General features: G+C 67.5%; 20 protein-coding genes. 8 read left to right on the forward strand and 12 right to left on the reverse strand.

Annotated elements, in window-relative coordinates; all coding sequences use genetic code 11:
• The first annotated feature begins 47 nt into the window (after positions 1-47).
• Entirely contained in the window at positions 48-923 is an 876-nt protein-coding gene (locus tag AB6730_RS04250; RefSeq protein WP_371022414.1) for a LysR substrate-binding domain-containing protein, read from the forward strand.
• Between the two features lie 155 nt (positions 924-1078).
• On the opposite strand, the gene AB6730_RS04255 is transcribed toward AB6730_RS04250, so the two are convergent.
• From AB6730_RS04255 to rpsU, 5 genes are all read right to left on the reverse strand, one after another.
• Positions 1079-1693, reverse strand: coding sequence for a DedA family protein (locus AB6730_RS04255; RefSeq protein WP_371022415.1), 615 nt, complete (start codon positions 1691-1693; stop codon positions 1079-1081).
• A gap of 91 nt (positions 1694-1784) precedes the next feature.
• A complete protein-coding gene (gene dnaG / locus AB6730_RS04260) occupies positions 1785-3527 on the reverse strand; it encodes a DNA primase (protein WP_371022416.1) in 1743 nt (580 codons plus the stop codon).
• Between the two features lie 51 nt (positions 3528-3578).
• Positions 3579-3752, reverse strand: coding sequence for a DUF1328 domain-containing protein (locus tag AB6730_RS04265; protein ID WP_371022417.1), 174 nt, complete (start codon positions 3750-3752; stop codon positions 3579-3581).
• A 307-nt stretch (positions 3753-4059) separates the two neighbouring features.
• Positions 4060-4503 carry a GatB/YqeY domain-containing protein gene (locus AB6730_RS04270; RefSeq protein ID WP_371022418.1) on the reverse strand — a complete coding sequence of 148 codons (444 nt, stop codon included), beginning with the start codon at positions 4501-4503 and terminating at the stop codon, positions 4060-4062.
• A 133-nt stretch (positions 4504-4636) separates the two neighbouring features.
• Positions 4637-4852, reverse strand: coding sequence for a 30S ribosomal protein S21 (gene rpsU / locus AB6730_RS04275; RefSeq protein ID WP_029213735.1), 216 nt, complete (start codon positions 4850-4852; stop codon positions 4637-4639).
• Positions 4853-4917: 65 nt separating this feature from the next.
• Between rpsU and tsaD the strand changes: the two genes are divergently transcribed.
• The 4 genes from tsaD to AB6730_RS04295 all read left to right on the forward strand — a co-directional run bounded on the left by tsaD (position 4918) and on the right by AB6730_RS04295 (position 7897).
• Entirely contained in the window at positions 4918-5961 is a 1044-nt protein-coding gene (gene tsaD / locus AB6730_RS04280; RefSeq protein ID WP_371022419.1) for a tRNA (adenosine(37)-N6)-threonylcarbamoyltransferase complex transferase subunit TsaD, read from the forward strand.
• A 60-nt stretch (positions 5962-6021) separates the two neighbouring features.
• Complete coding sequence (gene folB / locus AB6730_RS04285; protein WP_371022420.1) at positions 6022-6381, forward strand: dihydroneopterin aldolase; 360 nt, start codon at positions 6022-6024, stop codon at positions 6379-6381.
• 24 nt (positions 6382-6405) lie between these two features.
• Positions 6406-6915: a 2-amino-4-hydroxy-6-hydroxymethyldihydropteridine diphosphokinase gene (folK, locus tag AB6730_RS04290; protein ID WP_371022421.1), complete on the forward strand. Its 510-nt coding sequence runs from the start codon at positions 6406-6408 to the stop codon at positions 6913-6915.
• A gap of 127 nt (positions 6916-7042) precedes the next feature.
• Positions 7043-7897: a DUF6159 family protein gene (locus tag AB6730_RS04295; protein ID WP_371022422.1), complete on the forward strand. Its 855-nt coding sequence runs from the start codon at positions 7043-7045 to the stop codon at positions 7895-7897.
• Positions 7898-7900: 3 nt separating this feature from the next.
• On the opposite strand, the gene AB6730_RS04300 is transcribed toward AB6730_RS04295, so the two are convergent.
• Both AB6730_RS04300 and AB6730_RS04305 read right to left on the reverse strand, forming a co-directional pair.
• On the reverse strand, positions 7901-8638 hold the full coding sequence (locus AB6730_RS04300) for a pteridine reductase (protein WP_371022423.1): 738 nt from the start codon (positions 8636-8638) through the stop codon (positions 7901-7903).
• A gap of 64 nt (positions 8639-8702) precedes the next feature.
• Positions 8703-9362, reverse strand: a complete 660-nt coding sequence (locus AB6730_RS04305; RefSeq protein ID WP_371022424.1) for a hypothetical protein — start codon at positions 9360-9362, stop codon at positions 8703-8705.
• Between the two features lie 172 nt (positions 9363-9534).
• Here AB6730_RS04305 and AB6730_RS04310 point away from each other — a divergent pair, with 172 nt between their 5' ends.
• Together AB6730_RS04310 and AB6730_RS04315 are read left to right on the forward strand one after the other, a co-directional pair.
• The gene (locus AB6730_RS04310; RefSeq protein ID WP_371022425.1) at positions 9535-11646 is read left to right on the forward strand and encodes a TonB-dependent receptor; all 2112 of its coding nucleotides are present in this window, start codon (positions 9535-9537) and stop codon (positions 11644-11646) included.
• A gap of 76 nt (positions 11647-11722) precedes the next feature.
• Complete coding sequence (locus AB6730_RS04315) at positions 11723-12916, forward strand: class I SAM-dependent methyltransferase (protein WP_371022426.1); 1194 nt, start codon at positions 11723-11725, stop codon at positions 12914-12916.
• Between the two features lie 50 nt (positions 12917-12966).
• Here AB6730_RS04315 and AB6730_RS04320 read toward each other — a convergent pair whose 3' ends face one another.
• From AB6730_RS04320 to AB6730_RS04330, 3 genes are read right to left on the reverse strand one after another with little or no spacing between them, the layout of a single operon-like run.
• Complete coding sequence (locus tag AB6730_RS04320) at positions 12967-14196, reverse strand: multifunctional CCA addition/repair protein (protein WP_371022554.1); 1230 nt, start codon at positions 14194-14196, stop codon at positions 12967-12969.
• Positions 14197-14204: 8 nt separating this feature from the next.
• Complete coding sequence (locus AB6730_RS04325) at positions 14205-15143, reverse strand: complex I NDUFA9 subunit family protein (RefSeq protein ID WP_371022427.1); 939 nt, start codon at positions 15141-15143, stop codon at positions 14205-14207.
• Entirely contained in the window at positions 15140-17242 is a 2103-nt protein-coding gene (locus AB6730_RS04330) for a transglycosylase SLT domain-containing protein (protein ID WP_371022428.1), read from the reverse strand. The genes AB6730_RS04325 and AB6730_RS04330 overlap by 4 nt, the downstream gene beginning before the upstream one ends.
• Before the next feature lie 145 nt (positions 17243-17387).
• Between AB6730_RS04330 and AB6730_RS04335 the strand changes: the two genes are divergently transcribed.
• Entirely contained in the window at positions 17388-19034 is a 1647-nt protein-coding gene (locus tag AB6730_RS04335) for a glycosyl hydrolase family 17 protein (RefSeq protein WP_371022429.1), read from the forward strand.
• Between the two features lie 105 nt (positions 19035-19139).
• On the opposite strand, the gene AB6730_RS04340 is transcribed toward AB6730_RS04335, so the two are convergent.
• Both AB6730_RS04340 and AB6730_RS04345 read right to left on the reverse strand, forming a co-directional pair.
• Positions 19140-19574 (reverse strand): hypothetical protein, encoded by a 435-nt coding sequence (locus AB6730_RS04340; protein WP_371022430.1) that lies wholly within the window; start codon positions 19572-19574, stop codon positions 19140-19142.
• Entirely contained in the window at positions 19571-20398 is an 828-nt protein-coding gene (locus AB6730_RS04345) for an endonuclease/exonuclease/phosphatase family protein (RefSeq protein WP_371022431.1), read from the reverse strand. Before AB6730_RS04345 ends, AB6730_RS04340 begins: the two co-directional genes overlap by 4 nt.
• Between the last annotated feature and the right edge of the window lie 29 nt (positions 20399-20427).

A 20427-nucleotide genomic window follows, 5' to 3' on the forward strand; every position in this document is an offset into this window, starting at 1 on the left:
CTAGAAATTCTTCGGGGGTTCCCCAAGTTTTTTTGAACGAGTCCGCAATGAAGCGCTCATTACCCCTCCATGCCGTGCGCGTGTTCGAGCTTGCAGCGCAGCATATGAGCTTCACCAAGGCGGGCGAGGAACTCTCGCTGACCGCCGCGGCGGTGAGTGCGCAAGTCAAATTGCTGGAGTCTTACCTGGGTACGCCACTCTTTGTGCGAAGCAACAATCGACTCTCGCTGACGACGGCGGGAGAAAATTATTTCCCGCGTATCCGCGACGCTTTTCGTGCGCTGCAACATGCCACGGACCAGGTGATGGGGCAGCGCAATGCTTCCTTGCGCGTCTCCGTGCCACCCACCTTCGGTACGAAATGGCTGGTGCCGAGGCTGTTCCGCTTCTTCGCCCGGCATCCGGACATCGCCGTGGAAGTGGTGACCGATGGCGGTGACGATGGTGGCTGGGACCTGGCCATCGACGATCGCGTGAACGAGGGCGCCGGGCAGTCGATCCTCGTGGTGAGCGGTTACACGCCAGTCTGTGCCCCCGCACTCGCCGAGCAGGTGCGTGGGCCCGCGGACTTGCCCGCGCAGATGCTCCTGCACGAACGTCCGGGCCGCCGTGCCGCGGCGGCGACGGGATGGGACCAGTGGTTCGAGCGCGCGGGTGTCGAACCGGGGCCGGTGTCGCGCGAGATGGGTTTCAGCGACGGCACGATGATGCTGCAGGCGGCCATCGAGGGGCAGGGCGTGGCGCTGGCCCAGGAGCTGCTGGTGGCCTACGACCTGGCCGCGGGCCGTCTCGTCGCCCCGTTTCACCTGGCGTTGCCGCTGCATCACACCTATTACCTGGCGGTGTCCCGCGATGCCGAGCCGCGCGAGGAAACCACCGTCTTCCGCGATTGGCTCTTCGCCGAGATCACGACAGCCGGCTGAGGCCGGCCAAAACCCGGCAGGAGCCGCGCTTCACCTGTGGGAGCCGCTTCAGCGGCGATGGGTGCTCGCCTCAGCCTGGCCCGCTGCCGCGGGATCGCCGCTGAAGCGGCTCCCACAATTCTCGCAGGCCCGCAATCCCTCAGGCCTCACAATGCTCAGCAGTCCCGCGTGGCCTTCTTGCGGCGCCACCAGATCACGCCCAGCACGACCAGCGCGGCGGCGATCGCCAGCCATACGCCCGTCTGTCCGCGATGAATCCACATCGCCAGCCACTCATGGTTGTGCGCTCCGAAATAGCCCAGGTAGACCCATAAAGGCACGCTGATGGCGGCGGCGAGGCCGTCCAGCAGCAGGAAGCGGAAGAAACCGACGCGATGGGTGGCCCCGGCGGTGATGAACACGGCGGTGCGCATGCCCGGAAGGAAGCGGGCGACGAACATCATGCGGTTGCCGTAGCGCTCGAATTTCTCCTGCACCTTCGCGTAGCGTTCCGGCGTGAGCAGGCGTGCGACGAGGCGCCAGCTCATGATCCTCCCGCCGAAGTGACGGCCGAGCAGGAACATCGTGGAATCGCCCACCAGCACGCCGGCCATGCCCACGCCGACCATCGTATGGACGTCGCCGTAGCCCAGGCCGGTGATGATGCCGCCGGCCACGAGGGTGATGTCCTCGGGCAGCGGGATGCCTGCCCCGCAGAGCATCAGGGCGAAGAAGACGGCGAGGTATCCGTTCCTTCCGAAGAAATCGACGAGGTCGTTGAGCAGGTCCATCAGTAGCGCACGAATCCGGCTGGGGCCGGTCCCTTGGAGGAACGAGGCCGGGATGATCCCACGGATCGCGTTACGCCCACGATGCGGCGCATCATTCGCCGTCCGCCGGGGCGGGGGTGGCCAGTGCGGCGAAGAGGGAACGCAGTTCGGCTTTTTCCGCGTCGTCGAGCGCGCCTTCGCGGCTCCGGGCGATCAGGGTCTCGCGACGTTGTGTCGTGGCCTGGCGTTGCATCTGGGCCAGGGCGTCGAGGAATTCCACGCGCTGCATGTCGGCCTCGCCGATGACGTCGGCCTGCATGAGCTTCTGCAAGGACGCGTATTCGGGGCGGTCCATGAAGTGCTCGACGAGCACGGCGGAATTGATGTCCGGCCGCGCGCGGGCCAGGTCGATCAGTTCCGCGAGCAGGCCGACGCCGGGCCGTTCCAGGCGGAGGAACGGATAGGGCGGCTCGACCTCTTCGGCCAGCGAAGGCTGGGCGAGAAGCAGGGTGATGGCGCTGCGGACGAGGCTGCGTTGCACGTTGGCTGGGCGCGACGCCGATGGGCGAGCCGGCCCCGGTTCCGGTTCCAGCACGGCGCGTGCCCCGGTGCGGCGTTCCAGTTCTTGCGCCATCAGGTCGCGGAAGGCGCCATCGGGCAGTTTGGCGATCAGCGGACGGGCGCGTTCCGCGAGACGTGCGCGGCCGTCGATCCGGGTGACGTCGACGTCGCGGGCCAGTTCCTCGAAGAAATACTCCGACATCGGCATGGATTCCTTCATGCGCTTCTCGAAGCCGTCCTTACCTTCCTTGCGTACCAGGGTGTCCGGATCTTCGCCGTCGGGCAGGAACAGGAAGTGGGCCTGGCGGCCGTCGCGCATGCGCGGCAGGATCGACTCCAGTGCGCGCCATGCCGCCTGACGGCCGGCGCGGTCGCCGTCGAAACAGAAATAGACGTCGGGTGCGGCGCGGAAAAGCACTTCGGCGTGTTCCGGCGTCGTCGCCGTGCCGAGCGTGGCGACGGCGATGGGCAGTCCGGCCTGGTGCAATGCGATGACGTCCATGTAGCCCTCCACCACCATGATCCGGGTGAGGTGCTGGTGGGCCTGCTTCACCTGCCACAGGGCGAACAACTCGCGACCCTTGTGGAAGAGCGGTGTCTCCGGCGAGTTGAGGTATTTCGGGCTCTGTTCCGACGACAGCACGCGTCCGCCGAAGGCGATCACGCGGCCACGCCGGTCGAGGATCGGGAACATCACCCGCTCGCGGAAGCGATCGTAGCGATTGCCCCGCTCGTTGCTGGCGACCATGCCGGCTTCGTTGAGCAGCTGACGCCGACGGTCGGACGTGCCCAGCGCCTTCAACACGCCGTCGAAACCGGCGGGTGCCCAGCCGATGCGGAAGCGCTTGACGATCTCGTCGTCGAGGCCGCGCCGGTCGACATAGGCGCGAGCCTCGGGACTGTTGTCGAGTTCGCGCTGGTAGAAGCTGGCGGCGTCGTCGAGCAGGGAGTAGAGGTCGCTGCGGTCCTCGCGCGGCTTATCGTCGCGGCCACCCTCGTAGGGCACCTTCATGCCCACCGACTGGGCGAGTTCCTCGATGGCGTCGGGGAATTCGAGACGGTCGTAATCCATGATGAACTTGATCGCGCTGCCATGCGCGCCGCAGCCGAAGCAGTGAAAGAACTGTTTCTGCGGGCTCACATAGAACGATGGCGAGCGCTCGTTGTGGAAGGGGCAGCACGCCGTCCATTCGCGCCCGGCCTTCTTCAGCGGCACGCGCCGCTCGATCACGTCGACGATGTCGACGCGAGTCAGCAGTTCATCGATGAAATTGTCGGGAATACGGCCACGCATCAGTCCCCTAGGATGCCATGCATCCGCTTCCGTATGGAGTCCGGCGTGTCCTCAGAAGACGAGCTTGAAGGCGCCGATCAGGACCAGGATCGCGATCACGAACAGGATCAGGAAGATGGCGAAGCACACCTTGGCGATGGTGGCGGCGACGCCCGAGACCCGGCTGAAGCCGAGCGCGCCGGTAACCAGGGCGATAAGGCCGAAGATGATGGCGTACTTGAGCACAGGAATCCTCCGTCAGGCGCCGGAGGAGGGCCCGCCAGCCGCGCCGCGCAGGATGCTGGCAGCGCCGTGGCGAAGCCGTGAATGGCTGGCTCGCGATGGGTGCTTGCCACAGTCTGGTGGGAGCCGACTTGTCGGCGATCCCGCGGCAGCGAGCCAGGTTATGCGAGCACCCTTCGCCGGCAGAGCCGGCTCCCACAGGGAGCAAGGGGCTTTACGGCAAGCACCCATCGCCGACAGGGTCGGCTCCCACCAGGGCTCGACCCCCCCCATCGGAGCTCCCATTGGTGGGGGCCCCAACTTGAATGGCTCAGGCCAGCTTGGCCTTCACCTTGCCTGCCACGGCGGCCATGTCGGCGCGGCCGGCGGCTTTTTCCTTGATCAGCGCGACCACCTTCCCCATGTCGCGGGCGGTGGTGGCACCGGATTCGGCGATGGCGGCATCGATGATGGCGTCCAGCTCGGCCTCGCCCAGCTTGGCGGGCAGGTAGCCGTCGATCACGCCCATCTCGTAACGCTCGATGTCGGCCAGGTCGGTGCGGCCGGCCTTGTCGTACTGATCGATCGAATCGCGGCGCTGCTTCTGCATCTTCTCGAGCACGGCAAGCACCTGGGTATCGTCCAGCTCGATCCGCTCGTCGACCTCGCGCTGCTTGATCTGCGCCAGGACCAGGCGGATGACGGCCAGGCGGTCCTTTTCCCCGCCCTTCATGGCGGTCTTCATGTCTTCGGTGATCTTTGCCTTGAGGCTCATGTCTTTTCTCCGGGACGACGAAAAGCCGGCTTCACCTTTCGGCGAAGCCGGCTCGGGATTTCCGCCTGAGTGCGGGGGCGGCGTAAACGCGCCAACCGCGATACCATGCCGGCCACGAGGACCGGCTGGTACATCAGTACATGCGGGTCCGGCGCGTCGTGTCGCGGGACAGACGGCGCAGGTGGCGCTTCACAGCAGCGGCACGCTTGCGCTTACGCTCCTGGGTCGGCTTTTCGTAAAATTCGCGCTTGCGCGTTTCGGCCAGCACGCCAGCCTTCTCGCACGTACGCTTGAAGCGGCGAAGGGCAAGCTCAAACGGCTCGTTCTCGCGGACTTTAACGCTCGGCATGGAAACTCCACTTGATTAAACTGACCCGTGAATCCGGGTGAGCCGTGGATTATAACGTGATCGAGATGAAAAATTCAAAGCCCGTTTTGGGCGTGGAAACCTCCTGCGACGAGACCGGCGTGGCCCTGCTGCGCTGGGACCCCGAGAAGCCTGGCCGGGGGCTGCTTTCCCATGCCCTCTTCAGCCAGATCGCCCTGCATGCCGAGTACGGCGGCGTGGTGCCGGAACTGGCCAGTCGCGACCATGTGCGCAAGCTGCTGCCCCTGGTCAGGGAGGCCTTGAAGGAGGCCGGCATGACCCCGGCGGATCTCGGTGGCGTGGCCTATACGGCGGGGCCCGGCCTGGTCGGCGCCCTGCTGGTCGGTGCCTCGGCCGCCCGCGCCATGGCCTGGGCGCTGGGCGTGCCCGCCATCGGCGTGCACCACATGGAGGGTCACCTGCTCGCGCCGCTGCTCGAGGACGATCCGCCGGAACCGCCCTTCGTGGCCTTGCTCGTCTCGGGTGGCCATTCGATGCTGGTCGAGGTCAAGGCGATCGGCGAGTACAAGATCCTGGGCGACACCCTCGACGACGCCGCGGGCGAGGCCTTCGACAAGACGGCCAAGCTCATGGGCCTGCCCTACCCGGGCGGCCCGGCGCTGGCGAAGCTGGCCGAAGAGGGCACGCCCGGGCGTTTCCGCTTTTCGCGTCCGATGGTCGACCGGCCGGGGCTGGATTTCAGCTTTTCCGGTCTGAAGACCCAGGTCTTGCTGGCCTGGCAGGCGTCGGACAAGACCGGGCAGACCCGAGCCGACATCGCCCGCGGTTTCGAGGAGGCGATCGTCGACACCCTGGCCATCAAGTGCCGGCGTGCGCTGGAGGCCACCGGGGCGAAGCGGCTGGTGATCGCCGGCGGCGTGGGTGCGAACAAGCGGCTGCGCGAGCAACTGGCCCAGGCCGCGGCGGCGGATGGTTTCCGGGTGTATTTCCCGCGCCTGGCGTTCTGTACGGACAACGGCGCGATGATCGCCCTGGCCGGCGCGATCCGTCTGGCCGCCGGCCAGCACCAGGACGAGACGATCCAGGTGTATCCGCGCTGGAGCCTGGAGACGTTGCCGCCCGCGGCTTGAGTGCTTGCGAAATCGCCCCTCGTCGCGGACCCTGTAAGACCCTTCGCCGCACCTGACTCCATGGATATCGTCTTCATCGAAGACCTGCGCATCGACGCGGTCATCGGCATCTACGACTGGGAACGCCGCATTCGGCAGACCCTGTCGTTCGATCTCGAGATGGCCTTCGACAATCGCCGGCCGGCCGCCAGCGACGACATCGCCGACACGCTCAACTACAAGTCGATCTCCAAGCGCCTCCAGGCTTACGTGGAGGCTTCGAGCTTCGGCCTGGTCGAGACGCTCGCCGAGCGATGCGCGGAGATCGTGCGCGAGGAATTCGGCGTGGCCTGGGTGCGCCTGAAGCTCTCCAAGCCCGGCGCGGTGCGCGGGGCACGCGCGGTCGGCGTCCGTATCGAACGCGGTACGCGTCCGGAATGATCCGCCCGGTGGATAAACACTGACGTGGGACGCGCCTACCTCAGCCTGGGCTCGAACATCGATGCGGAACACTGGCTCGGCCTCGCGGTGGCGGAGCTGCGTCGCCGCTTCGGCGCGCTCGATGTTTCGCCGGTTTACCGCAGCGCGGCAGTGGGCTTCGACGGGCCGGATTTCCTCAACCTCGCCATCGCGCTCGACAGCGACCTCGGCCCCGACGACCTCAACGACTGGTTGCACGCGCTGGAAGATCGCCATGGGCGTGTCCGTGGTGGCGAGCGCTATGCGAGCCGCACCCTCGACGTGGACATCGTGCTCTACGACGACCTCGTGTTGCGCGGGGAAGGGCACCTGGAGATCCCGCGCGGCGAGTTGCGCCACGCCTTCGTGCTGAAACCCATGGCCGATATCGCGCCGGCGCTGCGCCATCCGGTGAACGGCCGGACCATGGCGGAGCTATGGGCGGCGTTTCCACGGGAGAGCGAGCCGCTGGTGCTGGATGAAGCCTGCACGCGAGCCGTGGCCGCACCCAGGTAAGAATCCTACGTTGAGGACGGGTTTCGCTCTTGTGGGAGCCGACTCGTCGGCGATGGGTGCTTGCGCTGGCGACTACTCCCGCAAGATGCTACAACGCGTCCACATCGGACCAAGGGGAATCAAGGAAATGGGTAAGTTCGCACGCAGTTGGGCGCTGATGAAAGCCAGCGCCAACATCCTCCGGCAGGACAAGGAGTTGATGCTCTTCCCGCTGCTCGCGGGGCTGGCCTCGCTCGTGGTGATCGCCACGTTCGCCTGGCCTGTCATCGCCCTGGTTACGCATAACCAGGCGGAATTCGAAGGCCAGCGCCAGCACGTCTCGCCGATGTTCCTGCTGGTGAGCTTCCTCTTCTATTTCGTGCAGTACAGCGTGGTCATCTTCTTCAACGTGGCCCTGGCCTCGGCCGCGCTGATCCGCCTGGACGGCGGCAATCCGACCCTCGGCGACGGTATCCGCACGGCGATGGGCAAGCTGCCGAACATCCTCGGCTACGCCCTGATCGCCGCGACGGTGGGCATGATCCTTCGCGCGTTGCAGGAGCGTCTCGGCTTCATCGGCCGTCTCGTCGTGGGCCTGATCGGCTTCGGCTGGACCGTGGCGACCTTCCTCGTCGTGCCCGTGCTCGCCGCGCAGGACGTCGGCCCTGTCGATGCGGTGAAGCGCAGCGCCGGCGCGTTGAAGCAGACCTGGGGCGAGAACCTGATCGGCAACGCGGGCATCGGCCTGGCCGGTGGCATCCTCACGTTCTGCCTGATCTTCGTCAGCGGCATCCTGTTCTTCGCGGCGGCCAGCACGCAGTCGGTGGCACTGATGGTCGCGGTGGGCGTCATCGCCCTCGTCGGCCTCGTCGCGCTCAGCCTGTTCCAGGCGGCGATGCATGGCGTGTACTCGGCGGCCTTGTACCGCTACACGCAGGAAGGCGACCCGGGCCAGGGTTTCGACCGGGCGCTGCTCGAATCGGCGTTCCGCCCGAAGAACTGACGCTCAGATCGTCAGCGCACGTCCGCCATCCACGCGCACGACCTGTCCGGTCGTGTAGCGTGCATCGAGCAGCAGCCAGCGGACGGCTTCGGCGACGTCCGCTGGCTCGCCCTTGCGTGCCAGCGGCGTCTTCGCGATAAGGTTTTCCGCGGCTTCTTCCGGCTTGCCGGACTCGGGCCACAGGATGGCGCCCGGCGCCACGGCGTTGACGCGGATATCGGGCGCCAGATCCTTCGCCAGGGCGAAGGTGAGCATCGCCAACGAGGCCTTCGCCATCGAGTACACGACATGTCCGGCGAGCGGGCGCTCGGCGTAGATGTCGACGATGTTCACGATCGCTCCCTTTGCCTCGCGTAGGGCCGGCGTGGCCGCTTGGGCGAGGAAGAAGGGTGCGCGCGCGTTCGCGGCGAACAGGTCGTCCCAATGCGCGGGCGTGGTCGCGCCGACCGGGGTGGGATAGAACGCGGAGGCGTTGTTGACCAGTCCGTCGAGGCGGCCGAAGCGCTCGACCACGGAGCCGACGAGGACCGGCAAGGCGTCGTCGTCTTCCAGCGCGGCGGCGAACGTGGCCGCGCTGCCCGCGCGGGCGGCGTTGAGCTCACCCGCCAGCGCGTCGGCTTCACCGGCCGAGCGCCGGTAGTGGATCGCCACGACGCAACCCGCGGCGTGCAGGCGCCGGACGATGGCGGCGCCGACGCGGCGCGCGCCTCCGGTGACGAGGACGACCGGCTGCTTGTTCATCGTGACTCCCTGTAGATGCGCCCGCGAGCTTGCCGCAAACCGGCGCCCACGTCACCGGGCATCGCTACGCGTCCGTTTCCGGCGAAGCATGGCCGTCTTCCTCGACATACACCTCGCCACTGAACAGTTCGATCGCCGTCCGCGCCACCTGTCCGGTGTCGTAATAGGCGTAGGCCCCCACGCCCAGGGCGCCGACGATGGGCAGCCAGCGCGAGATGCCCTTGCCGACGGCCCGCTTGGAGACACTGACGCCGATGCGGCCGGCCAGCCGTTGCAACACGCCCGTGGCGGCGGTGCGGAAGACCAGGCGGTCGCCGACGCGGATGGCCACGTCGCGGAAGGCCTGCGCGGCGGTATGGCGGAACAGGCACCAGAGCATCTGTTCCCGCCCGAGCCGGGCGGTCTTGCCATAGGCGGCGGCGATATCGCTGACCAGTTGGCCCTGGATACGCCAGATCGCGACCAGTTCCGGCAGCACGGTCAGCCATCCCAGCGGGCCCGGCGGCAAGGCCAGCGACCCGGCCGTCACCGCGGCCTTGTTGGCGGCGGCGCTGGCCAGCTTGCGCGCCTCTTCCTCCGCCGTACCCTTGCCGGCGGGGGCGACGTCGCTGTCGGGAATCCGGCTGACGAATTCCAGGATGGCCTTGGCGACGGGGCTGTCGGCGCGTCCGGCGCTCGTCGCGACGATTTCCTTCGATGTCGATGTGGTGTCTCGTTTCGCCATCGGTCTCTCCGGGGTCAGGACGGGCATGGTCGCCGCGACGGCGTGAGTCGATCATGAAGCGGCGTGAAAGCTGGCGGAAAGCTACACCCGGCACAGTCGCCTCGCCCAATTCCCCCTTGGCGTGTCCGCAAGAAGATACGTTATAACATTTCGATCCTTGGAAAAATCCACGATGACCCCTGCTCGCCTCGCGCTCTGCATCGCCCTCGCCCTGTCCGCCGCACCCGTTTTCGCGACCGACGACAGGCCGCCGCCGAAGGCCACGGACCTTGGCGAGGTCGATGTGACCGCCCGGCTCGACGAGGCACGGAACAGCCTGTCGCCCGACACGGGCAGCAGCCAGTACGTCATGGACCGGCAGACGATCCAGGCCCTGCCGCTGGGCGATTCGACGCCGTTGAACCAGGTCATCCTGCAGGCGCCGGGCGTGGTCCAGGATTCCTATGGCCAGTTGCACGTGCGCGGCGACCACGCGAACCTGCAGTACCGCATCGACGGCGTGCTCATCCCGGAAAGCATCGGCGGCTTCGGCCAGACCCTCGACGCGCGCATGATCCAGAACGTGAAGCTGCTCACCGGCGCCTTGCCCGCACAGTACGGCGAGCGCACCGCGGCCATCGTCGACATCACCACGCGTTCGCCCAAGGAAGACGGCGTGGGTGGCAGCGTCGGCATCACCGGTGGCCAGTTCGGCACGCTGAACCCGAACGCGACCCTGTTCGGCCGCAGCGGCGCCTGGAGCTGGTTCCTCACGGCCAACTATCTCGAGAACGACGTCGGTATCGAGAACCCGACCTCCAGCCGCAAGCCGATCCACGACCACACCAACCAGGTGAAGGCGTTCGGCGACATCTCCTACCTGATCGACAACGACACGCGCCTCAGCTTCCTGTTCGGCGCCACCAACAACCGTTTCGAGATTCCGAACAACCCTGGCCAGACGCCGCAATTCGGCTACCTCGACGTCACCAACTTCGACTCGTCCCAGCTCAACGAGCGCCAGAAGGAAAAGACCCGCTTCGGTGTGTTGAGCCTGCAGGGCAAGATGGGCGATACGGCATATCAGGTCTCGGCGGGGCAGCGCTACAGCAGCCTGGACTTCACCCCGGACGACATCGGCGACCTGATGTTCAACGGCGTCGCTTCGGACGTGAGCCGGGCGAACCGCGCGAGCACGCTGCAAGCGGACTTCTCCACGCCGCTGGGCGACAGCCACACCTTGCGCTACGGTATCTACGGCTCGTTCGAACGGGCGAACGCCACCAACGACGCGCTCGTGTTCCCGGCCGACGCGGACGGCAACCAGACCTCCACCACGCCGCTGAACATCGTCGATGCCAGCCGCATCATCGCCCGCACCTATGCCCTGTACCTGCAGGACGAGTGGAGCATCGGCGAGAAGTGGACGGTGAACTACGGCGTCCGCGCCGACCGTTACGAAGCCTTCCGCACGGAAAGCCAGCTGAGCCCGCGCGTCGGCGTGGTGTACCAGCCCACGGACAGCACCACGATCCATGCGGGTTTCTCGCGCTACTTCACGCCGCCCGCGTCGGAGATGATCAGCCCCACCTCGATCGCGAAGTTCGCCGGCACCACCAACGCACTGCCCGACAACGGCAACGACACGCCGCTGGCCGAGCGCTCCAGCTATTACGACATCGGCATCTCGCAGAAGCTGGGTGATGCGTGGACGGTGGGCCTCGACAGCTATTCGCGCCACGTGCAGCGCATCCAGGACGAAGGACAGTTCGGCACCGCGCTGGTCTATTCCACGTTCAACTACGACCAGGGCAAGGTCAAGGGTGACGAGCTCACGATCAACTACGACGGTGGCGCGCTCACGGCGTACTTCAACTTCGCGTACAACCGCTCGGTCGGCAAGCGGATCATCACCGGCCAGTACAACTTCAACCCGGACGACCTGGCCTATATCCAGGACCACTTCATCCATCTCGACCACGACCAGAAGTACACCTCGTCGGGTGGCATCAGCTACGCCTTCGCGGATTCGACCCGGATCGGTGCGGACTACCTGTTCGGCTCCGGCCTGCGCAGCGACGGCATCGTGCCGAACGGCGACACGATGCCGGCGTACTTCCAGCTCAACCTGAGCGTGTCGCGGGATTTCCATCTCACCGCGGCCGGCGCCACGCATGCGCAACTGGCCCTGGTGAACGCGCTGGACCGCACCTACGAGATCCGCGACGGTTCGGGCATCGGCGTGGGCGCGCCCCAGTTCGGTCCGCGCCGCGGCCTGTTCCTGTCGCTGCAGCAGGATTTCTGAGGCACAGGTCCATCGCTTGACGCCGCCTGGGCGGGGCTTCCGTTATCCTGCGCACTCGTTTACGAATACGCATGGCATGAACGTCAACCTCCCCGCACCAGGCGCCGACGAGCGCGCCCATTCCGATCACCTCGTGGCCCTGTTGCGCGAGGAGATCGCCTCGCACGGCCCCATGCCTTTCTCGCGCTTCATGGAGCGCTGCCTGTACACACCGGGATTGGGTTACTACAGCGCGGGCAAGGCCAAGTTCGGCGCCGAGGGCGACTTCGTCACGGCGCCGGAACTGGGCACGCTGTTCGCCCGCTGCGTCGTCCGTGCCTTCGAGCCGGTACTTGGTTCGCTCGGCCCGGAGGCCGGGTTCCTCGAACTCGGCGGTGGCAGCGGCGCTTTCGCGGAAGCGGCCTTGCTGGCCCTCGACGCGGCCGGGTGCCTGCCACGGCGCTACATGATCCTGGAGCCGAGCGCCGACCTGCGCGAGCGCCAGCGTGAACGTCTTCATGCCGCGCTTCCCGCCGCCTTGTTCGCGCGCGCGGCATGGCTCGACGGTCCGCCGGAGGCCGAGTGGGAAGGCGTGCTCTTCGCCAACGAGGTGATCGACGCGCTGCCGACCACGCGCTTCACGGCCCGCGATGGCGAGATCTACGAAGAACACGTCGTTCTCGATGGCGAGGGCCGCTTCGTGCGCAGCGATCGCCCCGCCGATGCCCTGGTGGGCGGTGCCGTGCGCCATGTGGAGCGCGATCTCGGCCGTGGATTCGAAAACGGATACCGCAGCGAGATCCTGCCGCAGCTGCCCTATTGGGTGCAGGCGGTGGCGGGCAGCCTGCGTCGCGGCGCGATGTTGTTCGCCGACTACGGGTATACCCGCGGCGAGTTCTACCAGTCCGAACGCACGGACGGGACCTTGCGCGCCTTCTATCGCCATCGCATGCACGGCGATGCGTTCTTCCTGCCGGGGTTGCAGGACCTCACCGCGTCGGTGGATTTCACCGCCCTCGCCGAGGCGGGCAACAGCGCGGGATTCGGCGTCGCGGCCTATATGCCGCAGGCCCAATTCCTGCTCGCGGCGGGAATGCAGGAATTCTTCGAGAACGACTACTTGGCGCTGACCGACGAGGCGGCACGCTATCGCCTCGCGCAGGAGGTGAAGAAGCTCACCATGCCCGACCAGATGGGCGAGCGCTTCCAGGCCATGTTGTTCGCCAAGGGTATCGACGCCGCGGCGCTGCCCGCCGAGGTGATGGCGGCCGATCAGGGGTCGCGGCTGTAGCCGACCGGGGCGCGGCACCGCTTTTGTGGGAGCCGACTTGTCGGCGATAGCTACGAAGCGGTGCGCGGCACGCCCGCGATGGCCTGCGCCTGCGCCGTCTTCATCGCCTCGCCGATCGCCGGCCCTTGCAGCCCCCGTTCGACGAACGCCTGCGAGGTAACCGCCGCCGCCGCCTCTCGGCAGGCGCGCAGGAACTCGGCCTGTGGATACGCCGCGTCTTCGCTCCCCAGCCGGCCGCGCTTGTCGGCCATGCATGCCAGCAGGAAGGTCTCCAGGCGCTCCGGGCGGCGCAAGGCCCCCAGCGTCTCCAGCAGGCGAAGGATCGTCGCCGGCTTCAGCTCCAGCGCCATGTGCGCGTTGAGATGATGCTTGCACACCACCTCCGCCATGAACGCGTACTCGGCCGGCACCTTCAGGCGGGACGACATCGCGCGCACCGGCTCGACGCCACGTTGTTCGTGCATGATGTGGCGCGGCAGCACGTCGGCGGGCGTGAGCGCCTTGCCCAGGTCGTGCGTGAGAGCGCACCAGCCGACCAGCGCATCGCCGGGAGCGAGCCTCGCGGCGGCATCGAGCACCATTTCCACATGGATGCCGGTATCGACCTCCGGATGGAATTCCGGCCGCTGCGGCACGCCGTAGAGCGCATCCACCTCGGGGAACAGCACGCGCAAGGCACCGCTGTCGCGCAAGACGCGAAGGAAGGCGGACGGGGCCGGTTCGGCGAGCGCTTTTCGTGTCTCGGCCCACACGCGTTCCGGTACGAGGTGGTCCACCTCTCCGTCTTCGACCATGCGCCGCATCAACGCCATGGTTTCTTCCGCCACCGTGAAACCCAGTGGCGCGTAACGCGCGGCGAAACGCGCCACGCGCAGCAAGCGCACGGGATCTTCCGCGAAGGCGTCGGACACATGGCGGAGCGTGCGCGTCTGGATATCGCGGACACCGCCGAACGGGTCCACGAGCGAACCGTCCTGGTGCCGGGCAATGGCGTTGATCGTGAGGTCGCGGCGTTCGAGATCCTGCTCGACGGTCACCGACGGGTCCGCATGGAAGGCGAAGCCATGGTAGCCGCGGCCGGTTTTCCGTTCCGTGCGTGCCAGGGCGTATTCCTCCCTGGTTTCCCCATGCAGGAATACAGGGAAATCCTTGCCCACGGCCTTGTAGCCGGCGGCGAGCATCTCCTCGGGCGTCGCGCCCACCACGACCCAGTCGCGGTCGACCACGGGTCGGCCGAGTAATTCGTCGCGAACGGCACCGCCGACCAGATAGATGTCCATACGTCCTTTCAAGGGCGACGCCGGCTGCGCGCCTCGTCCAGCCGGCGCTGGCGCACCGACGGGCCGAGCAGGCGTGGCAGCCATGCGGAGAAACGCTGTGGATCGATGCCCAGTTGCGCCAGGCCGTCGACCTGGCCGACCGAGTCGGTGAGCAGCGAGCGGAAGTTGTCTGGCGTGAACGGCTTGCCTGGTACGAACTGGGCCACCTGGGCCTGGAGCCGTCCCAGCGCATCGGGCATCGGCAGCACCGCGCGGCGGCGGCCGCGGGCATCGCGGATCGCGCGCACGATGTCGATCAGCGTCCATGTTTCCGGACCGTACAACTCGTAGGTCCGCAGCACGGACGACGGGTCGCCGACGGCGCGTGCGATGGCCTCGGCCACGTCGCCGACGTAGACGGGCGCCATTTTCGCCCGAGGCCTCGGCAGGGGCACCACGGGCGCCATGCGCAGCAATTGGTCGAAGCGGCTGACGAGGCCATCGCCGGGCCCGAAGATCGTGCTCGGTTCGTAGATGGTCCAGTCGAGCGTGGAGGCTTTCACCAGCGCCTCCGCTTCGCCGCGCGCGCGCAGGTATCCGGAATGGCCCTGTCCCGCCTTGAGCGAACTCATCAGGTGCAGGCGATGCACGCCGGTGTCCTTGCAGGCGCCGACCACCAGCCGGGTCAGTTCCGGGTAGACGCGTGCGAAGGTGTTCCTGCCGCTCTCGTTGAGGATGCCGACGAGGTGGATCACGGCATCCGCGCCCGCGATATGCCGGCGCAGGGTGGGCGCATCGTAGATGTCGGCACTGGTCACCCTGACGTTACGGCCCACGGCGCTGTGGCGGCGGCCCTCGCGATTGCGCGAGAGCAGCAGCAACTCGTGCCCATCGGCGGCGAGCCGCGGAACGAGGCTGCCTCCGACGAAGCCGGTGCCGCCGAGGATGACGATGCGCTGGGCTTTCACCGCTGGGGTTCCTGTGGCACGGGCGACGACGATGCCTCGGCGGGAGCGGGCTCCATGACGGCCGGTGCCGTCGGTGGCGGGGCCTTCGCCACGGCGGGCGAGGGGCAGGCCACCGGCTTGCGCACCGCGCCCGGCGAAGGCAGCGTGTACGTGCTGCCGAGGCGGGTCATGCGCGAGCCGATGGACAAGGCGTTGCCGTTGAGGCGCCAGTCGTAGATCACGGCGAAAGCCATCACGCGCGCGACGTATTCCCGTGTTTCCTTATACGGAATGCTGGCGACGAACAGGTCGGGATCGAGCGTGCCGCGTGCCTCCACCCACTGGTCGACCTTGTTCGGCCCGGCGTTGTACGCCGCGCTGGCGAGCCAGGGCGCTCCGTTGTAGCGCGCGGCCATCTGCGCGAGGTAACGCGTTCCGAGCACGATATTGGTGGTGGGTTCGTAGAGGCTGTCGCCACCGGACCACGAGAGGCCGTTTCGCTTGGCGACCAGCGCCGCCGTACCCGGCAGCAGCTGCATGAGGCCGCGCGCATCCGCGCCGGAACGGGCGTCGGTCATCCATGCGCTTTCCGCGCGGATGATCGCGTAGGCCCAAGGCGCCTCGATGCCGGCCTGGCTGGCCTGTTCCACGACGCCATCCTGGCGCGCCAGCGGGAAGCGCTGCTCGTAGAGACGCAGGGCGTCCCCCGACGAGAGGCCGAACACGGCACGGTCGTACCAGCCCTTGCGGAACGCCAGGTCGGCGGCCAGTCGCTGGGTTTCCGCATCGCGGCCGGCGAGTGCGGCCGTCCATTCGCGACGGCCGAGCTTCTGCAGGCCCACGGCGTAGAGTTCGAACGCGCGGTCGAGCCCGGGATCGGCGAGCAACGCGGCCTCGCGTGCTTCGTCGGTGGCCATGCTCGAAGGGCAGATCGCGTAGGCGGCGTCGATCCGGTCGGCGGCGAGGAAACCGAAATACGTGGCTTCCTGGGCCACCGAGCGGTAGATCGGTTGCGCCTCGCCCTTGCGCCCCAGCTTCTCCAGCACGAGCCCGCGGAAATAGCGCCACTCGCCATCGTCTTTCTGCGATTCGCCGAGCGCGTCGAGCGCCGCCAGGGCGGCACTCCAATCCTGTCGCGCGAGGGCGACCCGCACGCGCCATTCGCGCGCGGCGTCGGTTTGCGCGCCAGGTGGCAAGGCGGCAAGGCGTTCGAGCGCGGATTCGTCGAAGTCGGTGGCGTGGAACAACGCCAGTGCGTTCTCGATCGCGCCCTTTTGCTGCTCACTGAGGGAGAAGCGCGGTGCCAGCGTGGACCACGCCGCATCGGCCACGGTGGACTGCTTGCGCGCCATGCGCTGCAGGGCCAGCGTCACGGCCTGGCGGTGGCGCGGTGTGTCGGGCCAGGTGGAAGCGGCGCGCAATGCGCTGGCGGGATCGTTCAGCGCCTGGGCGATGCGCTGCGCGGCGGTCGCGTCCTCGGGTGGCAACCAGGGTGCCAGCGAGGCCACCGTGCCGCCCTTGCCTGCCTCGGCGGCGGTCTGGATGCGCGTCCACAGGCGTTCGGGTGTCAGCAGTCCCTGGTCGTGCGCGGCGGCGATCACGGGATCGCAGGCGTTCGGCAGGCTGGCCTTCTTCCACAGGTCGGAGAGGTCGCGGTCGAACACCAGCGGTTCGTTGCGCGCGAGCTTCGCCTGCAATGCGAAACAGCTCAACGAGTCGCCGAGGCCGGGCTGGTACATCGCGCTGAAGGTGGTCCAGTCCTTGCGCCGCGCAAGCTCGCCCAGGAAATCGCGGCGCAGGTCGGCGGCGGGGATGAGACCGGGATAACGGGCGAGATAGGCGTCCACGCGCGCGCGATCCAGCGTGCGCAGGTCGTGCTCCAGGGCCGCCGCTTCCAGATAGGGGAAGAGCACGTAGCCCTCCAGTCCAGCCGCCTGCGCCTTCCACGCGTCGCCGCCTTGCTGGGCCGCGGCGTAGGCCTGGCGGAAACGCAGGCGCTGGGCTTCCGTACCCTCCGCCGATGCGGTGAACGCGGCGACGGCGCCGCCGATGGCGAGGACGGCACCGGCCAGCAGGCGGAGGGAACGGGCGGCGCGTCGCGATGCCGGGGCGTTGACCATGGGATTCCTTCACGGGTACGTACCGCATGATTGTAGGGGAAGGAGGCGCGCAGGCCGGATGAACATCCTGAACGACGGGAATCGCTCTCCCGCCTGCGGGCCGTTAAGCTTGTGCCGCTCACTTTCGCTTTCGATCTGGAACGGCATGCCGCCACATACTTCCTACGCGCGGTTCGCGCGACCGCTCGCTTGGATCGTCCTCGTCCTCGCCGCCGTGTTCGGCGCGGCGTATTGGTGGTCGCTCGGACGTCCGGTGAACCTGCCGGATTCGCCCACGGCCCGCATCGCCTGCGTGTCGTACGCACCGTTCCGCCTCGAGGGGGAGACGCCGTTCGACTTGCACGCCTTCATTCCCCCGGAGCGGATCGACGCGGATCTGAAGGCATTGTCCGCGCGCTTCGATTGCGTCCGCACCTACTCGATGAGCCAGGGCCTGGGCGCGGTGCCCGATATCGCCGGACGCTATGGCATGAAGGTGCTGATGGGCATCTGGCTCGGTCGCGATCCCGTCGCCAACGAGCGGGAGATCGAATTGGGCCTGGCGGCGGCGAGTCGCGACCACGATACCTTGCGCGGGATCGTGGTGGGCAACGAGGTGCTCCTGCGCAACGAACTGTCCGAGCACGCGCTGGCCGCTTATATCGCGCGGGTGAACGCGGCGACCGACGTGCCCGTCACCTATGCGGATGTCTGGGAGTTCTGGCAGAAGCACCCGGCCTTGGCCAAGGTCACCGATTACCTCACGATCCACATCCTTCCGTATTGGGAGGACGAACCGGTGGCGCCGGAGAAGGCCGTCCAGCACGTGGCCGACGTCTACCGGAAGATGAAGGCGGAGTTTCCTGGCAAGCAGATCATGATCGGCGAAACCGGTTGGCCCAGCCAGGGGCGCTCGCGGCGCGATGCCAGCGCAAGCCTGGTGAACGAGGCGCGCTACGTGCGCGAATTCCTCAATTACGCCGCGACCGTCGACATGCCTTACAACCTGATCGAGGCCTTCGACCAGCCGTGGAAGCGCGACCTCGAAGGTACGGTCGGCGGTTTCTGGGGCATCTTCGACGCGCAGGCCAGGCCGAAATTCGCGATGCAGGGGCCGATCGTGGAAGAGCCACGCTGGACATGGGCGATCGCTGCCGGCGGTGTGGGATCGCTGCTGTTCCTGCTGGGCGGCGCGTTCCGGCGCCGCTGGCACGGGGTGTCCGGCTGGTTGGCGCTCGCCCTGGCCGGATTCGCCACCAGCACCGCGCTGGCGGCTCACGCGCGATTGCTGCTCTTCGCCTGCCGCAATGACGTGGAGTGGGCCACGGGCATCGCCATCGGCGTGGCCGGACTGCTGACGGCGCTATCGCTGGGGCGGGCGATCGCATCCCGGCTCGCCTTTCCGGTGAACCCGGCGGCGGTCGCTCCGTCGCCCGTCGAACGCGAGCGCTTCGGCATCGCATGGACGGACGCCTTCACCCCACAACGCTTCTTCTGGATGTTCGTCCTGACCCTCTACGGCATCCTGATGGTATTCAACGGCCGATACCGTGATTTTCCCATCGGCCTCTTCGCGATGCCGTGCATCGGCTTCTTCGTGCTGGCGCTGTTGCGCACGCGCGACCGCGCGCTCATGCCGCTGGTGGAAGAGCGGCTCATGGCGATCTGGCTGGTGCTGCTCGGTGCGAGCGTGGTCGTGCAGGAGACCGGTGCGAACGCGGTCTCGTGGGGATGGCTGCTGTTGAATCTCGCCCTGGCGCTACCGGTGCTGATCGCCTGGCGCAGCCGTAGCAGTAAGGCAGCAGTCGAGTAATCCCGCAGGAGCCGCGTAACCCTTGTGGGGGCCGCTTCAGCGGCGATGGGCACTTGCCTCAGTCCGGTGGGAGCCGACCTTGTCGGCGATGGGCACTTGCCCCGATCAGGCCCGCTGTCGCGGGATCGCCGATGAATCGGCTCCCACAGGAGCATCGCCGAGAGGGTCGGCTCCCACCAGGGTCCGGCTGAACTGGACGCGTACCAGGCGTAGCGAGCCGATCAGCAGGGCCAGCGCGCCGCCCTCGTAGCAATACAGCTGCAACGCGACGACGCCCAGCGAGGCGGCGAGCACGGCGGTGAAGGTGTTTCGCCAGAACACCGCGACCAGGGCCGCCAGCACGGCGGCATAACCGTAGCCGTAGCTGAGGAAGCCCTGCACGATGACATTGCGCGGCGCGCACCACCACGGGCCATCCTTGGCGTCGCATGCATGCCCCAGGTCGGACGGCTCGATGAATCCGTAGCGCAGCAACCCGGCCACGAGGGCGACGGCGACGATGATGGCCCAGGGCAGGGCGATGCGGAGGCTCGATTTCATGGCGTTCCTGTCTGGATCAATGACGCCGCACCGGACGCCTGGGCAAGGGCGATCGGCAGGCGGATCTCGGCGGCCAGCGGCAGATGGTCGGAGAACGCGCGCGGCAGCGTCCACGTGCGCTCGAGCTTGATGTCCGCCGACGTGAGGATGTGGTCGAGGGCGCGCCGGGGCTTCCAGCTGGGGAAGGTCGGAGTCGCCACCGAAGGGGGTTGCAGCGCGGTCTTGTCGAAGAGATGACGCATCTCGAGGCTGGCCGGCTCGGTGTTGAGGTCGCCCATCAGCACCGCATGCGGATACGGCGCGAGCAGTTCGGCGATGAAGGCGAGTTGGCCCAGGCGCGCCGCGGCGCCGAGCGAGAGATGCGCGATGACGACCACCAGCGAATCGGGCCCGTGGCCGAAACGAACGAAGAGCGCGCCGCGGCCCTTGATCCGGCCCGGCAGCGGGTAGTCGATGACTTCGCTGGGTTCGATACGGCTCAGCAGGCCGTTGGCCGAATGCGCCACGCGCGCCATGGGCCGGTTCGGCTGATGGCTCCAGTAGGGCATGCCGGCCGCTTCGGCGATGTACCGCGTCTGGTTGAGGAAACCCGAACGCAGGCTGCCGGCGTCGGCCTCCTGCAGGCCCACCACGTCGAACTCGTGAAGCAACTCCGCGAGCGAATCCAGGTTCGCCAGCTTCGTCCGGCCGGGCAGCACGGCGTTGACGCTGCGGGTGAAATAATCGCTGTAACGCTGCACGCTCGCGCCGGCGAGGATGTTGCAACTCAACAGGCGCAGCGTGCGCTCGGGAGCAGGCGAAGGATTCGGCGTGGCGCGGGTCATGATGCGGCGTGGGGTCTCGACTGGCCGGG

Origin of the sequence: Luteibacter sp. RCC_6_2 (genome assembly GCF_041360655.1) — a bacterium.
Lineage (GTDB): Bacteria > Pseudomonadota > Gammaproteobacteria > Xanthomonadales > Rhodanobacteraceae > Luteibacter.

Coding starts and splice junctions, on each gene's coding strand:
- folB (WP_371022420.1), top strand. CDS start 6,022: ATGGATATCGTCTTCATCGAAGACCTGCGCATCGACGCGGTCATCGGC.
- AB6730_RS04300 (WP_371022423.1), bottom strand. CDS start 8,638: ATGAACAAGCAGCCGGTCGTCCTCGTCACCGGAGGCGCGCGCCGCGTC.
- AB6730_RS04340 (WP_371022430.1), bottom strand. CDS start 19,574: ATGAAATCGAGCCTCCGCATCGCCCTGCCCTGGGCCATCATCGTCGCC.
- AB6730_RS04305 (WP_371022424.1), bottom strand. CDS start 9,362: ATGGCGAAACGAGACACCACATCGACATCGAAGGAAATCGTCGCGACG.
- AB6730_RS04295 (WP_371022422.1), top strand. CDS start 7,043: ATGGGTAAGTTCGCACGCAGTTGGGCGCTGATGAAAGCCAGCGCCAAC.
- AB6730_RS04330 (WP_371022428.1), bottom strand. CDS start 17,242: ATGGTCAACGCCCCGGCATCGCGACGCGCCGCCCGTTCCCTCCGCCTG.
- AB6730_RS04270 (WP_371022418.1), bottom strand. CDS start 4,503: ATGAGCCTCAAGGCAAAGATCACCGAAGACATGAAGACCGCCATGAAG.
- AB6730_RS04250 (WP_371022414.1), top strand. CDS start 48: ATGAAGCGCTCATTACCCCTCCATGCCGTGCGCGTGTTCGAGCTTGCA.
- AB6730_RS04320 (WP_371022554.1), bottom strand. CDS start 14,196: ATGGACATCTATCTGGTCGGCGGTGCCGTTCGCGACGAATTACTCGGC.
- AB6730_RS04335 (WP_371022429.1), top strand. CDS start 17,388: ATGCCGCCACATACTTCCTACGCGCGGTTCGCGCGACCGCTCGCTTGG.
- AB6730_RS04315 (WP_371022426.1), top strand. CDS start 11,723: ATGAACGTCAACCTCCCCGCACCAGGCGCCGACGAGCGCGCCCATTCC.
- AB6730_RS04345 (WP_371022431.1), bottom strand. CDS start 20,398: ATGACCCGCGCCACGCCGAATCCTTCGCCTGCTCCCGAGCGCACGCTG.
- AB6730_RS04255 (WP_371022415.1), bottom strand. CDS start 1,693: ATGGACCTGCTCAACGACCTCGTCGATTTCTTCGGAAGGAACGGATAC.
- rpsU (WP_029213735.1), bottom strand. CDS start 4,852: ATGCCGAGCGTTAAAGTCCGCGAGAACGAGCCGTTTGAGCTTGCCCTT.
- AB6730_RS04310 (WP_371022425.1), top strand. CDS start 9,535: ATGACCCCTGCTCGCCTCGCGCTCTGCATCGCCCTCGCCCTGTCCGCC.
- dnaG (WP_371022416.1), bottom strand. CDS start 3,527: ATGCGTGGCCGTATTCCCGACAATTTCATCGATGAACTGCTGACTCGC.
- tsaD (WP_371022419.1), top strand. CDS start 4,918: ATGAAAAATTCAAAGCCCGTTTTGGGCGTGGAAACCTCCTGCGACGAG.